General features: G+C 63.7%; 11 protein-coding genes. 5 read left to right on the forward strand and 6 right to left on the reverse strand.

Annotated elements, in window-relative coordinates:
- The first annotated feature begins 176 nt into the window (after positions 1–176).
- Positions 177–3260: an EAL domain-containing protein gene (locus tag X268_RS04815; RefSeq protein WP_128923862.1), complete on the forward strand. Its 3084-nt coding sequence runs from the start codon at positions 177–179 to the stop codon at positions 3258–3260.
- 25 nt (positions 3261–3285) lie between these two features.
- Here the strand turns inward: X268_RS04815 and X268_RS04820 are convergent, their stop codons facing one another.
- Positions 3286–3561, reverse strand: coding sequence for a hypothetical protein (locus tag X268_RS04820; RefSeq protein ID WP_128923863.1), 276 nt, complete (start codon positions 3559–3561; stop codon positions 3286–3288).
- Positions 3562–4010: 449 nt separating this feature from the next.
- On the opposite strand from X268_RS04820, the gene X268_RS04825 reads away from it, so the two are divergent.
- Positions 4011–4247 (forward strand): hypothetical protein, encoded by a 237-nt coding sequence (locus X268_RS04825; RefSeq protein WP_128923864.1) that lies wholly within the window; start codon positions 4011–4013, stop codon positions 4245–4247.
- Here X268_RS04825 and X268_RS04830 read toward each other — a convergent pair.
- The 5 genes from X268_RS04830 to X268_RS04850 all read right to left on the reverse strand — a co-directional run bounded on the left by X268_RS04830 (position 4225) and on the right by X268_RS04850 (position 11068).
- Complete coding sequence (locus X268_RS04830) at positions 4225–5721, reverse strand: sugar ABC transporter ATP-binding protein (RefSeq protein ID WP_128923865.1); 1497 nt, start codon at positions 5719–5721, stop codon at positions 4225–4227. The two genes, X268_RS04825 and X268_RS04830, sit on opposite strands and share 23 nt — an antisense overlap.
- On the reverse strand, positions 5718–6836 hold the full coding sequence (locus X268_RS04835) for a hypothetical protein (RefSeq protein ID WP_128923866.1): 1119 nt from the start codon (positions 6834–6836) through the stop codon (positions 5718–5720). Before X268_RS04835 ends, X268_RS04830 begins: the two co-directional genes overlap by 4 nt.
- Entirely contained in the window at positions 6833–8950 is a 2118-nt protein-coding gene (locus X268_RS04840) for an ABC transporter permease (RefSeq protein WP_128923867.1), read from the reverse strand. Before X268_RS04840 ends, X268_RS04835 begins: the two co-directional genes overlap by 4 nt.
- Before the next feature lie 76 nt (positions 8951–9026).
- Positions 9027–10043: a sugar ABC transporter substrate-binding protein gene (locus X268_RS04845; protein WP_128923868.1), complete on the reverse strand. Its 1017-nt coding sequence runs from the start codon at positions 10041–10043 to the stop codon at positions 9027–9029.
- Between the two features lie 53 nt (positions 10044–10096).
- Complete coding sequence (locus X268_RS04850) at positions 10097–11068, reverse strand: ABC transporter permease (protein ID WP_128923869.1); 972 nt, start codon at positions 11066–11068, stop codon at positions 10097–10099.
- A 250-nt stretch (positions 11069–11318) separates the two neighbouring features.
- Between X268_RS04850 and X268_RS04855 the strand changes: the two genes are divergently transcribed.
- The 3 genes from X268_RS04855 to X268_RS04865 all read left to right on the forward strand — a co-directional run bounded on the left by X268_RS04855 (position 11319) and on the right by X268_RS04865 (position 14971).
- Positions 11319–12281: an AraC-like ligand-binding domain-containing protein gene (locus X268_RS04855; protein WP_128923870.1), complete on the forward strand. Its 963-nt coding sequence runs from the start codon at positions 11319–11321 to the stop codon at positions 12279–12281.
- Between the two features lie 398 nt (positions 12282–12679).
- Positions 12680–14302: a glycoside hydrolase family 17 protein gene (locus tag X268_RS04860; RefSeq protein ID WP_164937534.1), complete on the forward strand. Its 1623-nt coding sequence runs from the start codon at positions 12680–12682 to the stop codon at positions 14300–14302.
- A 105-nt stretch (positions 14303–14407) separates the two neighbouring features.
- Positions 14408–14971: an ATPase inhibitor subunit zeta gene (locus tag X268_RS04865; protein ID WP_128923871.1), complete on the forward strand. Its 564-nt coding sequence runs from the start codon at positions 14408–14410 to the stop codon at positions 14969–14971.
- Positions 14972–14989 lie beyond the last annotated feature (18 nt).

Genomic DNA, 14989 nt, shown 5'->3' on the forward strand with positions numbered 1-14989 from the left:
AACAGGGGCGATGGAACCTGATCGCTCTTGAGACGGCAGCCGGCGTCGCGGCGAACTCGTTGACAAGACTGGCTTCTTCGCATTCGCAGCAGCGCCGTTAAGGCCGGAGACACCAAGCGCCTTTACGGGTCCTTCGCCTCTTTGTCCTAACCTCTGAGAGGGCTGGGACAATCTCGATGGGCTTCTTCGCGCGGGTTCGTGACGCTTTTGCGATCGGTGACACGACCGATCCGATTGGTCGCTCGCTGCTCGTCGAGCAGTTCCGCGTGCTCCGCGAGCAGGTGCCGGTTCTTTACGCCGTGCTTCTGGTCGACAGCATCAGCGTCGGCCTGGTGCTCCCCGACACGGTCTCGGGGTGGCTGAGATTTGCCTTGCCGGCCGCTCTCCTCGCAATTTGTTTGTTTCGGTTGGCGCAATGGCTCCGACTGAAGAAGGTCGAATTCACCGCCGAGGAGGCCCACCGAGAGCTTGCAAGGGCTCGCCTGGCCACCGTGGTGATCTGCTCCAGCTTCGTGATCTGGGTTCTTGCGCTGTTCATGGCAGTCGATGCCGGGCTGCGCGCGCCGATCGCGCTGCTGCTTTTCATGGGCTGCGTCGGGACCGCTTACTGCCTCGGCAGCTTGCCGCCGGCGTCCCGGCTGACGATGCTGATTGCCGGCGCACCGATCGCGACGCTCCTGCTGCTCTCCGGCGACGGGATGCTGGTCTCGGTCGGGATCAATCTGCTGGCGCTGCTCGTCCTGCTCGCCCGGATGATCAACACCAATTTCCGCTCCTTCGTGAAGCTGGTCGAGACTCACGAACGGCTGGCCCGGGAAGGCGATCGCGCGCGGGCCGCAGAGCAGACCGCGACCGCATTCGCAGAGCGCTTCGACAGGGCGCTCAACAACATGTCCCAGGGCCTTTGCTTCTTCGATGACGATCAACGCCTGATCGTCTGCAACCGGCAATATCTCGAAGTCTACGATCTGGATCCGAAACTGGTCCGGCCGGGCATGAAGCTGGGCGACATCGTCGAGCTCAGATATTCGGTCGGCAGCGCACCGAAGATGTCGAAGCAGGACTACCTGGCTTGGCGCAACACCGCTCCGGTGTCCGCCGAGAACTCGGATACGACCGTGGAATTGACCAACGGGCGGATCGTGCGGATCCGGCACCGCCCGATGGAGGGGAAGGGCTGGGTCGCGACCCACGAGGACATCACCGAGCGCCATCGAACCGAGATGGCGCTTGCGGAAGCCAAGATCGCGGCGGAGCAGGCTGAAGCCGCCGCGCGCGCCGCTCACAGCCATCTGACCGAAGCTCTCGATGTGGTCCCCGAAGGTCTCGCCGTCTTCGACAAGGACGATCGTCTGGTGCTCTGGAACGATCAATATGCCGAGTTCTACACCGCCAGCAGGGATGCCCTTGCGGCCGGCACGCCGTTCGAAACCATTCTTCGAACCGGATTGGCCGCGGGGCAGTACCCGGACGCCGCGGGGTGCGAGGAGGCGTGGCTCACCGAGCGCCTGGCCCACCATGCGCTGCCCTATCATTCGCACGAGCAGCATCTGGCGGATGACCGCTGGGTTCGCGTCGAGGAAAGACGCACCAGCGACGGAGGTAGCATCGGGGTCAGGATCGACATCACCGATCTCAAGCGCCGGGAAGCCTCTTTCCGCCTGTTGTTCGAAGAGAACCCGCTTCCGATGTGGGTGGTCGATGCGAAGACGCGTCGACTCATCTCCGTGAACGGTGCGATGTGCCGGCACTACGGCTATTCCCGCCAGGATCTCCTCGCGATGTCGGAAAAGGAACTCGCCTATGGCGAGCAGCAGGCGGGAGCCGAACGTGACTGCGAATTGCACAGGACCGCCGAGGGCGAGGCGATCGAGGTCGTGATCGAATCCAGACCGCTGGTCTATGAGGGGCGGTCCGCCCATGTCTGCGTCGCGTTCGACGTAACGGAACGCAATCGGGCGCAGCAGCGGGTGAGCTATCTGGCCTGTCACGACGCCCTCACGGAACTGCCCAACCGGGCTGCCTTGGACGAGTACCTCGGTGCGGCAATCGAACGGGCGGAGATCACCGATAGCGGGTTTGCCGTGCTCTGCGTCGATCTCGATCATTTCAAGGAGATCAACGACCGTTTCGGCCATGCCGTCGGTGACGCCGTGCTGCGCGAGGCCTCGAGGCGTCTGCAGGAGGCCGCGCAAGGATCCTACGTGGCGCGCGTCGGCGGCGACGAATTCATCGGCATCACCGATCGCTTGCCGCTGGCGGCAACAGCAGAGCTGCTCGCCACCAGGATGCGGGCTCAATTCGAGCGACCGATCGAGGTTGACGGCCATGCGCTGAAGATCGATCTCTGCGTCGGCGTCGCGCTGTATCCGAGGGACGCCGACAATTCCGTTTCACTGCTGGCGAATGCGGATGCCGCGCTGTATCGCGCCAAGCACGAGGGCAGGGGAGCCATCCGCCTGTTCACCAGCGCAATGGACCAGCAGCTGCGGGACCGCCGCGCGCTGGAGCACGATTTGCGCAACGCTGTCGAGCGCGGTGAGCTCTATCTGGAGTACCAGCCGCAGCAGCACCGCGACGGCACGCTCATGGCCTATGAGGCCCTGGTGCGCTGGCGGCATCCAGTGCGCGGCACCATTCCTCCGGGCGAGTTCATTCCGATTGCGGAGCAAAGCGGCTCCATCGCGCTGATCGACGATTGGGTCCTGATGGAGGCGTGCAGGGAAGCGGCCTCATGGGATCAGCCGCTCCGGGTAGCGGTCAACGTCTCTGCGGCGCAGTTTCGCCGGGAAAACCTCGACGGGCAGGTCCGCCGGGCGCTGCGGGACAGCGGGCTTGCAGCCACGCGTCTCGAACTCGAAATCACCGAGGGCGTCCTGATCGAGGATTTGCCGCGCGCCAAGCGGACGATGCAGTCGCTCAAGGCGCTCGGCATCCTGATTGCACTCGACGATTTCGGAACGGGATACTCGTCGCTGTCGTACCTCGAAGCGTTTCCGCTCGACCGCATCAAGATCGATCGGTCCTTCGTTGCCTCGCTCGGCCAGAGCGAGCGATCGCTGGCCATCGTACGGGCCGTGATCGGCCTCGCCCACGGGCTTGGGGTGCCGGTCCTCGCGGAAGGCATCGAGACCGACACGCAAATGTCGCTCCTGATCCAGGAAGGCTGCGACGAGATGCAGGGATATCTGATCGGGCGGCCTCGAAGCCTCGTGCCCTCCAGGCAAAGCAACAACGCATCCCTGCGAGCGGTGTCCTGAACGCCGAAAGGGGCGCCGCGGGTCTTCAGCGGGCCGGATCGGTCCGGTCGCATGTCGGGCACCGCCCGTCCGCGGCGGTCGCGAGCTGATGGCCAATTTCTGCCCTGAGAGCATCTGCCTCGAAGGTTGCGCCGTCGCTCTTGAGGATTCGCTTGGCGCGTTCGTAAGCATGGCTCTCGGCAGCGTCGTCACCCACGCGGATGATCACCTTGTTGTGGAAAGGACAGACCGTGGTTGCGCGCGTCGTCTCGAGCGCGTAGCGCACCACTTCGGTCAGATCTTTGAGGTCGGCGGACATCATGATGGCTGCTCTCCTGGTCGAGGCGGTCCCGATGGTAGCCCGTGGCCGGCGGCGGGTCATTCGCCGGACGGCCGTGTCGAGCCGGTCAGTCGATGTCAATCAGCCCCGGTTTCCGGAGAGTACCGGGGCCGATTGCTTTGTTCTGTCCAGGGCTGTGCCACTCAACCCGCGGTACCCGCCTTCGTTCCGTCGAACCCGTAGGCGAAGCCGCTCGTCCGAGCCGGCTCCCAGATCGCGGTCGGCTGAACCCTGTCTTCGCAGCGACGCCCGGGAGTGCCTAGGAGCCCGGGCTCCGCTTCGTTCGGCACCGGAGCGATGTCACGCCCGATCCTCTGTTGAGCATAGGGGGCGGCAGGCCATCCGAATTGACCCATCGCAAACTATAGGGAAGGCCCGTAAGGAATCGTCCGCAATTTCGCCGGCGGCGGTTCGGGCGCATGTAGAGGGGCATGCAGCGCCAGATCCTATTCAGGTGCCCGCGCACCGGCATGAACGTCCAGCATCGTATCGACGACGAGCAGCCCGTGAGTTGCGAGCCGGCGGACAGCTATATCGTCGTGAGGTGCCCGGCCTGCATGTCGCTGCATTTCGTCAACAGCACGACCGGCAAGCTGCTGAACGAACGAAGCGAGCAGCCCGTCTCCACGCCGCGGGGTGGAGCGCTCAATGGATCGCAGCGTACATGATGGCTTCCTCGGTCGCTTCCAGCGCCGAAAATTCCTCGACAACCTTGCCTTGCCTGCAAACCAGGATGCGGTCCGACAGCGCCATGATCTCGGGCAGGTAGGAGGAGATCACGACCACCGCCTTGCCTTTGTCGGCCAGCGAATTGATCAGCTCGTGAATCTCGACGATGGCTCCGACATCGACGCCCCGCGTCGGTTCGTCGAATATGATCAGCTCCGGATCCTGGACCAGCGATTTCGCGATCACGACCTTCTGCTGGTTGCCGCCGGACAACTCGACGACCTTGGCCTCGTCGCCGATGGCGCGCACCTTGAGGCGCTCGATCCAGGACTTTCCGGTCGCCGTGCTTTCACGCCGTGACAGCCAGGCGCGTCCCCTGGGAAACTTGGCGAGCAGGCCGAGATAGATATTGCGTGCAATCGATGCGGTCTCGAAGAACCCTTCGACCTTGCGATCCTCGGTCACGTAGGCGATGCCCGCCTGCACGGCCGGCGCGGGCACGCGGTAGCGCACCGGCTTTTCGTCGAGGATCACCTCGCCGCCGTGGAAGAAGTCGCGCTTCATGACGCCTGCTACGATCTTGAACGTCTCGGTGCGTCCGGCGCCGACCAGACCGAACACGCCGGTGATCTGGCCTGCAAACACCGACAGCGAATTGTTCTTCACCATCGGCGCCATCTTCAGGTTCTGCACCGTCAGCACCCGCTTGCCCGAGGGGCGGACCTGCGCCTTGCGCGCGCCGTAGAGCGTGTTGGAGAGATCCCGTCCCACCATCGCCTGGACGATGCGCGCCCGATCGAACTTTGAGGCGTCGTCGGTCACGACGTGCCTGCCGTCGCGCAGCACGGTGATGCGGTCGGCGAGCAGCAGCGCTTCCTCGAGGGCGTGCGAGATGAAGATGATGGAGACCCCGCGTCTCTTGAGGTCTTTGACCAGATCGAAGAAATACTTCTTCTCCTCCGGCGTCAGCGTCGCCGTCGGCTCGTCGAAGATGATCACCTTCGCCTTGTGCAGGACCGCGCGTGCGATCTCGACCATTTGCTTCTTGGCCGCGCCGAGGGCGCCGACCGTCGCCGTCGGTGTCACGTCGAAATTGAGCGATTGCAGGAATTGCTGGGCCGCGATGTAGATGCCGCGCAGGCGGTTGTAGAACTTCTCCTGGCCGAGAAACAGGTTCTGCGCCACCGTCATGGTCGGCACCAGGCTGTTCTCCTGGAACACCATGGCGATCCCGAGGTTGCGCGCCTCCAGCGGCGTCCTCGGGGTGACCTCGACGCCGTCGACGCTCATCCCGCCTGACGTCAGCGTCACGACACCGGCCATGACTTTCGTCAGCGTCGATTTTCCCGCGCCATTTTCTCCGACCAATGCGTGGATCTCGCCGCGTCGAAGGTCGAAATCGACGCCGTCGATGGCTGGCACACCGGCGTAGAGCTTGGTTGCCTTCGACAGGGACAGGACGAGGTCGTTCATGCGCGGGCCTCCTCGCCAAGGACGGTTCCAAGCGCTGTTTCAAGGGCTGCCAGCGGCAACTTGATGACGCGCCCGGGTCCCTTTGCGATCATCACGAGGTCGCCTCCGAATTCGACCGCGGCCACGATGCCGTGGTTGACGCCATCTGCACGGCTGTGGAGCGAGTAGCGCGGCTGGCCGTCAGCCCCGAGCCGGATCACGAGGCCGTATGATCGCGGCGGCGCCCAGGGCTTCATCACGCCCATGGTCTTGATGTGCGCGCCCTGCAGCGGCTCCTTGAAGGAGTTGCCGGAGCGCAGGCGCGGCGCGACCCAGAACTCCGGGTCGATCTCCGCGATCATGCGGCGGCGATAAGCCGGCTCGCGCAGCACGAACTCGACGAGCTGGGTGCGCGCGGTGAAGGCGGTAAGCCAGAAGCCGCCGCCGCGCGCCGGCGAAAGCCGGGACGGGTAGACGGGCAGGTGCCGCAGCACGTCGTTGCGGGTTCCGTCCGCCGAGATCGAGATCACGCGATGCCGCCAGCTTTCGCTGACGAGCACGCTGCCGTTGCGCGCGGTGGCGCCGAACGCGTAGCCCAATCCGCCGGCGAGCTGCGTGACCGCGCCGGACTTCGGATCGAGCCGCAGCACGCGGCCGCTCTTGCCAAGCTCCATCAGATCGCGCGCCCAGTCGTCGACCCCGCGCAACGATGATCCATCGGTTGCGATCAGCGTCCCGTCGGGCGCGGCAGCGAGCGCATTGACGGCGTGCAGGCCTTGCGCAAATACGCGCGCGGGCGTCGCGGCCGCGACGTCATCGTAGAGCCGAATCTCCGTGCCGCCGAGCGCGACGGCAAGCCCTCCGCCCGGCAAGGACGCCAGCGCGGAGATCGGCCGCTCGAAGCTGCGCACCGTCGCCGCCGAATGTTCGCTCAGACGTGTCAGCCGCACCCCGTCGGCAAGGAGCAGCGAGCTGCCGTCGGTGGCGAGATCCTCCGGCGCTTCGCATGCGAGCAGGATCTCCGCCTGCTCGAGCGCCTGGTTGGGCTTCAACGCCCCGTCGAACGACGGAACGGTGATGGCCGCCTCGCCGCGGCCGAGGAAACGGTTGGCGAATTCGCTGATGGCGGCGATCACGACGATTTCCCCCAGCGCTTGTCGTACTGCACGAAGTTCGGATCGGCATTGTCGAGCTTGAAGCGGCCGATCCGGTTGTTGGCGATGCCGCCGAGATAGAGATAGCCGCGGTGCTCGCGCATCGAGGTGATCATGGGATGGTTGAGACCCCTAAGGTCCCAGAACGATTCCAGGATCTTGCCCTGCTCGTTGAACTTGACGACGCAGCCCGTATTGATGTTCGGGAACAGCCATTCGTCGACCGGCACTCGCTTGGCCATGCGCCGGCGGAAGCCCGGCATTTTCCAGGCGAGGTCGAGCGAGGGGCTGCGCATGCCGACCAGCGCCAGCCAGTAATTTCCGTCCGAGGCGAGGTTGATATTGTCGGGGTAGCCCGGCAGATTGTCCATGACGGTTTCGACGGCGTCCTTTTTTGGACCTGCGAACCAATAGCGCTTGATCGAGCAGCCGAACGTCTCCGCGAACAGGATGGATTGTCCGTCGCTGGCGACTGCGACGCCGTTCGGGAATTTGAGGCCGCGCAGCGCGGTATGGGTCGTGCCGGTCTTGGTGTCGTAGCAGATGATGCGGCCGTTGCCGCGTGCTTCCAGCCCGTCGACCGGCCACTCGTCCATCTCGTAGCGGACGGTGGCCTCGGAGAAGAAGATCAGCCCGTCGTCGGTGATGTCCAAGTCGTCGGCAAGCCGCAGGCGGCTGTCGTCGTTCACGGAGTAGATGCTGCGGTTGGTCTCGTCGGTGGCCTTCTCCACGGTGCCGTCGGGCTTGATGCGATAGAGGCCCATGCCGCCGATACAGACATAGAGATTATCCTGCCGGTCGAACGCCATGCCGAGCGGCTGGCCGCCGATATGCGCGAACACTTCCATCCGCTCGTAATCGGGCGGGAAGAAGCGCATGATGTCGCCGTGCCGCGATCCCGCGTAGAGCACGTCGTTGCGGTCGAGAATGACGTCCTCGGGCGCCTCGATGCGGCCGAGCCCGATCAGCGCGACGTCACGCAGCTTGTCGTTCTGCTCGAACGGCCCACCCTTGCCGATTTCGGTCGGCGGCGGTGGCGGCAGCGCATGGTAGGTCGGGGCGACATAGACCTTGCTGATGATGCGGGTACGGTTCTTCTGCCAGCGGATGTCGACCATCGCAGCCACCAGCAGGATCGACGCCAGCGCCATGCGGTTGACACCGCCGCGCGCATTCATGGCGGTCAGGCCGTTGGTAACGAGAAGAACGATGAGCACGCCGACCATGGATTTGACGACCGAGCCCTTGCCGCCGCCGAGCGTGATGCCGCCAAGCACCGTCGCCGTCAGCACGATCACCTCGAGGCCGACGCCGATATCGCCGCCGACGGTGCGGAGCCGTGCCGCGAAGAACAGCGCCCCGATGCTGGTCAGCACGCCGCTCGCCACATAGCAGAGCGCGATGGTGCGGCGGACGGGGATGCCGGAATTGTAGGCCGAGCGCCGCGATCCGCCGATGGCAGTGATGTGCCAGCCGGGTCGCAGCCGCGTCAGGAAGACGTGACCGAAGACCGCGACGGCGATGTAGACCAGCGCGACGCTGGGGATGCCGAGCACGGTTCCTCCGCCGATGAAGTCCCATGACGGAATGTCGGGGAAGGCCGACGCGATGGCGTTGGAATAACGCTGGATCAGCAGGTCGTAGGCCGAGCGGTAGATGATCAGCGTGATCAGGGTGGTGATGAAGGCGCGCAGCCTGAGATACCCGATCAGCACGCCGTTCACCGCGCCGAGCAGCCCGCCGACGATCATGGTGACCACCACCACGGCGGGGACCGGCCAATTGAGCACGTCGAGCAGGTAGAGCGCGCAGAAGTCGGTCAGTGCGAAGATCGATCCGACCGACAGATCGATGCCGCCGACGATGACGACCAGCGCCATGCCGAGGCCGATGAAGCCGATCTCGCCGGCCTGCCGCGCGGTGTCGGCGAGGCTCGAGGGGGAGAGGAAGTGCTCGAGTGAGCGGCTGAGCGCGAAACCGACGATCAGCAGCAGGATCACCGGGATGGCGGTTTCGGTCCATCGTTTGGACAGGATCTCGCCGAGAAGATGGTCCGGCCAGTAGCGATATCGTAGCCTGGTCAGTGTCTCGCGCATCTGCCTTCCGCTGATTCCATGAGCAAGGTTGCGCGTTCCGCTCCTGAAGGGGCGGAACGCGCGTCGTCGAACGCGATCACTTCTTGAGGTCAGAGAGATTCCAGCACGCCATTTGGCTGTCGGCATTCTCCTTGGTGATCGGAATCAGCGTGGTGTATTCGGAGCCCTTGACCGAGCCCGGCTTGGCACCTGACGACAACAGCCATTTGATGGTGCCGGCCATCTGCGCCGCCTGTGTCGGCACGTCGTAGCTCATGTTGAGATCGAACGAGCCGTTCTTCACGAGCTCGCACGCGCCCTTGCGCTCGCCGCCGCCTGAGGTGGCCAGGAACACCTTGCCGGTCAGGCCGGCTTCCTTGATCGCGGCGGCGGTGCCGATGTCCATGCCGTCCCAGAAGCCGACGATGCCGCAGAGGTCAGGGTTCTGCTTCAGCACCGTCTGGGTGATCGCCTTGGCCTTGGCCGCATCCCAATCGGCGGCCTGGCTGGAGACGACCTTGATCTCGGGATGCTTGGCGAGAACGTTCTCGACGCCCTTGAGCGTATAGGCGCTGGCGGCCGCGGAGAGCGCGCCCTGGATGATGGCGATCTTGTTCGACTTGCCCTGGCAGGCCTTCACCACGCCCTCGGTCTGGCGCTCGCCGATCTCGATCCAGTTGGCGCCGACGAAGGCCGAGCTGCGATAGGCCGAGCCCATGTTGATCTGGATGACGTAGATGCCCTCGTTCTCGGCGCGCTGCAGCAGCTTGGCGTAGGTCTGGACGTCCGGGTTGTGGATCACCATCACCGCCGGCTTCTCCGAGATCAGCGAGGTGACGGCCTGCGCGCCCGCATTGGTATTCCAGTTGGGATCACGAATGACGAACTTGACGCCGAACGGCTCGAGCTCCTTCTTGAGGCCGGCGTACCAGCCTTCGGTCAGGTCGAAGTTCATCGCGACCGGCACATAGGCGACGGTCTTGCCGGCAAGTGCTTCCCGGAAGGTCTTCTGAAACGGCTCGTCGAGCCCCTGTTGGGCGAGGGCCGGGACCGCTCCGGCTGAAAGCGCCAATGCGGCGATACTTCCGAGCGCGAACTTATGGATGCAGGCCATTGTCTTCCTCCTTGTTGGATGCGCGTATTCTCAGACGTATTCCCTTGGGCAGATCAGATGTCGCCCTGTTGGGCCGTTTCTTCGTTGCGTGGATTGAGGAACGTGTCGGTGATGACCGCGATCAGGAGCACGAGGCCCTTGATGAGGTTCTGGCCGGCATAGGGAATGTTCAGGATCGTCATTCCGTTCAGCATCGTTCCGATCAGCAGCGTGCCGATGATGACGTTGACGACCCCGCCGCGTCCGCCGGACAGGCCGATCCCGCCGAGCACGACGACGAGAATGACGTCGTAGATCAGCGTCGAGTTGAAGATGCGGGTCGGCATGGAGTTGACGGACGCCGCCATCACGAGGCCGGCAAAGCAGCCGATCAGCGCCGCAAGGACATATTGCAGCACGATGATGGGCCGCGACGGGATGCCGGTGACGCGCGCCGCGAACGGGTTGTCGCCGATCGCGTAGATGTAGGCGCCCCAGCGCGTCTTACGCAGCAGCACGAAAACCACGACGCAGGCGATTGCGAACATGACGATCGACGTGGGAATGCCGAGAATGCTGCCCTGGCCGAGCCGCTCGAAGCCGGCCATGCCGTCGCTCCATTGCACGACGTCGAGCTGGAAGAGGGCGGCCTGGCCGAGACCGGCGACGAACAGGCCGGTCGCCAGCGTCGCGAACAGAGGCGGCACTTCCGCATAGGCGATGAGCCAGCCGTTGACGAGACCGATCGCGATCGCCAGCAGGCCGGCCGAAAGCAACGAAGCCGGCAGCGAGTGTCCGTTTTGCACCATCTGCAGCACGAGGCCGCCGGGGACCGCGAGGGCAGCGATCAGCGACAGATCGATGCCGCGGCCGATCACGACGATCGCCATGCCCAGGCCGAGGATGCCCAGCACTGCCACGTTCTGCAGCAATGTCAGCATGTTGTCGGCGGAGAGAAAGCCCTGCAGGAAGACCGAGAAGCTCAGGAAGAGTGCAGCGAAGACCGCAAACACGATTTCCTGTTGGCTGATCCGAACGCGCTTCATCGCTTGCCATCCCCTAGGAATCGGCACCGCGCGCGTCTCGGGATCGCCGTCTCGGCGCGCGCTTGCCTCCCCCCGTCCCACGAGTTGTTTTGGGCTTGATAGGCGACAGACCTCGACGTGGCTTGCGTCAACGCGCAAACCTTTTGCGTTGGCGCGCAAAGTGCCTTGCGCGGCGCTGCCGGGAACCTAAGATCGACGCCAACGGATTTTTGTGCGCTGCACAGCCAAACCTCGCTGCAACGGGCCGCCGATGGATCTGGTGTTTACGACCGAGGAGCTGGACCCAGCCAAGCGCTTTGCGGCCTGGCAAGATGCCATCTGCGACCACTATGTCCATGTCGACGTGAACGCGATGAAGCCCGCCGACTATCAGGGCTTTATCCGCGAGGCGCAATTTGGCCCGGTCACGATGAGCGACGTCTTCTTGTCGGAGCAGCGGATATCGCGGCGCGAGCGGCACATCGCCAAGCTCGACAAGGACTGCTACTACGTCCAGTTTCTGCAACAGGGCAGCATGGACGTGCTCCAGGCCGGCCAGACGCTGGCGACCAGCCCGGGCACCGGCGCGATTTTCTCGGCCTCCGAGGCCTACGATCTGGAGTGCTCGGACCGCTTCCGGTCGTTGTACTTGGAGATCCCGCGCAAGGAGTTTTCGTCGCGCTTCGCCGAAGGAAAGATGCCGTTCGCGGCGACGATCGCGACCGGGCGGGGCTTGGGGCGGATCGCCGCCGAATTCTGCGCGCTGCTGGCATCGGAGGCATCAAGCCTGGAGGAGGCTGCACGAGCTCGGCTCGGTCATGAACTGATGGACGTTCTGGCGCTCGCGCTCGACATGGGCGACAAGGACGAGTTCTCGGAGGATGCGACGGCGCGGAAGGCACGCCTGCGCTCCGTCAAGGCCTGGATCGAGGAGCACCTGACCGAACCTGACCTGTCGCTGGAGAAGATTGCCAGGAGCAACGGCGTCTCGCTCCGGCATCTGCATTATCTGTTTCGGTCGACCGAGATGTCGGTGTCCGAATGGATCTTGAACCGCCGCCTGCAGCGTTGCTACGACGCGCTGATGCGCCCGGAGTTGCGCGCGCTGTCGGTGACTGAAATCGCCTATCGGCTGGGGTTCAGCAGCTCGTCGCATTTCAGCACGGTGTTTCGCAGGAAATTCGGGCACAGCCCGTCCGAGCTGCGCCGTCGGCAGATGACGTCGTTCGAGTAGGCGCACCGGCTCGCAGACGAAAGGCGCAGATGGTCCATTCGTGCGCTGAGATCGCAGAGGGCGCTTCGGGATCCGGCACCATGCGGAAGCGGGTTGCAGCGACCCGGCGGTCGGCGATGCGGTACCACATCGCTGTCCGTTCTGCAGCGTGACGTGCCTTGAGCCCATCACTTGACGCAAGTCAAGACGGCGAGGTGGAAGCCGGGCAGGTTCACTGAGCATAGCAGACGCTGTTGACAGTTGACGGTCAATGCTCGGCGATCCATGGATGGCTGAGGAGTTGATCTTGATCAACGAGTTGTAGAAGCGTGGCCAATTCCGGGCTCGGTTCGGGAGAGTCAATGAACGAATCCAGTTGCACGATTCTCATGCTTTCCCCGCAGGCGCAGGTGTAAGCGATGTTACGCGCCGGCCGCATCTATTCGCTCTACGTTCCGCTGATGCTCTTGCTGATATCGCTCGGCGTTATCGCTGCAGTCTGGAGCTGGTTGGGAATGCCAGTCAATCTGGCGCGCGCGCCGATCGATCCAAGCGACAAGGTCCAATGCATCTCATACGCCCCATTCCGCAACCACCAGACGTCGCTTTCGCCCGCCACCCAGGTATCGCGTGAGCAGATCGCGGAAGACCTTGCGCAGCTTGCGAAGATATCCAACTGCATCCGCATCTATGCGACCGATCTCGGCCTCGATCAGATCCCCGAGCTTGCATCCAGGGCAGGGCTGAAAGTGATCCAGGGAATCTTTCTCGACAAGGATCAGCAGAAGAATCAGACACAAATATCAACCGCGATACGCCTCGCCAGGGATTATCCCGAGACCATCATCGCACTGGTCGTCGGCAACGAGACATTGTTACGCAAGGATATAACGGTATCGGATCTGATAGCGACGATCCGCTCGGTCAAGGCGCAGGTCAGCGTCCCCGTCACCTATGCCGACGTCTGGGAGTTCTGGCTGGCCAATCGTGAACTCTATGAGGCCGTCGATTTCGTCACGATCCATATCCTGCCATATTGGGAGAATGTACCAATCCCGGCAGAGTCCGCCGCCGCGCATGCCGACAAAATTCGTCGAGAGATCGCGTCCGCGTTTCCGGGCAAGGAAATCCTGATCGGAGAGATCGGTTGGCCAAGCCAGGGACGGATGCGGGAATCGGCACTGCCTTCACCTATCAATCAGGCACGTGTGGTCTCGGAGGTTCTCGGTCTTGCTCGGCGCGAGAATTTCCGCGTCAACCTGTTTGAGGCCTACGACGAATCCTGGAAACGAGACATCGAGGGCACCGTGGGCGGGTCATGGGGCCTGTTCGAAGGCGAGCGGCGCACGTTGAAATATCCTCCGGGCATCGCCGTCAGCAATCACCCGCTCTGGAAGCTGCAAATGTGCAGTGGACTTGCGCTGTCCGCATTTGCCTTCGGTGCGGCTTGGTTGACCTTGCGTCGTAGACCCAGGGCATCCAGTCTGGCTTCCTGGTTCGCGGTCGGAATAGTGGCAACCACCGCCGGAATCCTGTTTGGAGTGGCTGCCCAAAAGGTATTCTTTGAGAGTGTCGGCGTGGGTGGTTGGCTCTTGTGGAGCGCTCTGCTGGCGGCAGCGACGATGTCCCCGCTGCTCGGCGCCCACGCCGTGATGTCGGGCCGCCCGCCGCCAAGTTTCCAGCAATTGTTCGGCCCGAAGGGCTACCGGACCGAATCGATATGGATGAGCCTTTACGGACTAGCCTTGACGGCGACCGCCGTGATCGGTGCGGCGACCGCGGTCGCGCTCGTATTTGATCCCCGTAATATCGATTTTCCCTTTGCCGCGCTCACCATGGCGGCGGTGCCTTTCGCAGCGGTGGCGCTGCTCAATCCGCTGGACAAGGGAAGCCGTCCCATGGCGGAGTCGCTGTTTGCCGGTCTGTTTGTCGGAGCGGCGATCTATGTGAGCTTCAACGAAGGGCCGGCGAACTGGCAGGCGCTGTGGACGTGCGCGGCCTACCTGTTGCTAGCCGCGACGCTGTGGCGGGCGCGGGCCTGAGAACCGCACGGATACCTCTCAGGATCAGAGGAGTGTTTGACCTGCATCAACCGGGATTGAGGCTATCGGGTTAGCCTTGAACGCCGTCGCGCTGGAGCAACAGATATGACTTCGTTCGACAAGCACAAGAGCGCATTCGAGACCGAGTTCATCGCCGGAGAAGACTTGAAGTTCAGAGCCCGCAGCCGTGCGGTGGCATTGCTCGCGCAATGGGCAGCATATCGCCTCAGCCAGTCCGCAGAAGCCACCAAGGCGCTTACCCAAGAAATCTTGGAAGCCGACGTCGCGAATCCGGCCGTTGAGCAGACCGTGGATCTGGTCGCTGCGGTTCTTGCACCGGCCGGGGTTCTCAGGCAGGAGGTGCGCCAGGCGCTGGATCGCTTCCGAACGGAGGCCGAAGCCGACGAGCGCGTCGGTCGTCCGCGGCGAGGGTTGGTGCGCGGCAAGTTTACCCTACCCGATTTGGAGAACCGGTTGGCCACGTTGCAGAACGGGGCGCTCGTCCGGATCGACCGCGTTGATTATGAGCGCTTGTTCGGATTGAATGATGCCGCACGGGGACGCCTGCGCAATTTCGCCCGCAGTCATCGATGTGTCGCGAGCTTTGCAGATTCGGCCGTTCTGTTTCGCAAGCAGATCGCACCGGTCGGGGAATGCCCCGAAGCGTGAACTCGTAATCCGGACCGC

The organism is Bradyrhizobium guangxiense, assembly GCF_004114915.1.
Taxonomy (GTDB): Bacteria; Pseudomonadota; Alphaproteobacteria; order Rhizobiales; family Xanthobacteraceae; genus Bradyrhizobium; species Bradyrhizobium guangxiense.

Excerpts from the sequence above, each read along its gene's own strand:
- X268_RS04820 (WP_128923863.1), bottom strand. The coding sequence starts at position 3,561 with ATGATGTCCGCCGACCTCAAAGATCTGACCGAAGTGGTGCGCTACGCG.
- X268_RS04845 (WP_128923868.1), bottom strand. The coding sequence starts at position 10,043 with ATGGCCTGCATCCATAAGTTCGCGCTCGGAAGTATCGCCGCATTGGCG.
- X268_RS04815 (WP_128923862.1), top strand. The coding sequence starts at position 177 with ATGGGCTTCTTCGCGCGGGTTCGTGACGCTTTTGCGATCGGTGACACG.
- X268_RS04860 (WP_164937534.1), top strand. The coding sequence starts at position 12,680 with ATGTTACGCGCCGGCCGCATCTATTCGCTCTACGTTCCGCTGATGCTC.
- X268_RS04865 (WP_128923871.1), top strand. The coding sequence starts at position 14,408 with ATGACTTCGTTCGACAAGCACAAGAGCGCATTCGAGACCGAGTTCATC.
- X268_RS04855 (WP_128923870.1), top strand. The coding sequence starts at position 11,319 with ATGGATCTGGTGTTTACGACCGAGGAGCTGGACCCAGCCAAGCGCTTT.
- X268_RS04850 (WP_128923869.1), bottom strand. The coding sequence starts at position 11,068 with ATGAAGCGCGTTCGGATCAGCCAACAGGAAATCGTGTTTGCGGTCTTC.
- X268_RS04825 (WP_128923864.1), top strand. The coding sequence starts at position 4,011 with ATGCAGCGCCAGATCCTATTCAGGTGCCCGCGCACCGGCATGAACGTC.
- X268_RS04830 (WP_128923865.1), bottom strand. The coding sequence starts at position 5,721 with ATGAACGACCTCGTCCTGTCCCTGTCGAAGGCAACCAAGCTCTACGCC.
- X268_RS04840 (WP_128923867.1), bottom strand. The coding sequence starts at position 8,950 with ATGCGCGAGACACTGACCAGGCTACGATATCGCTACTGGCCGGACCAT.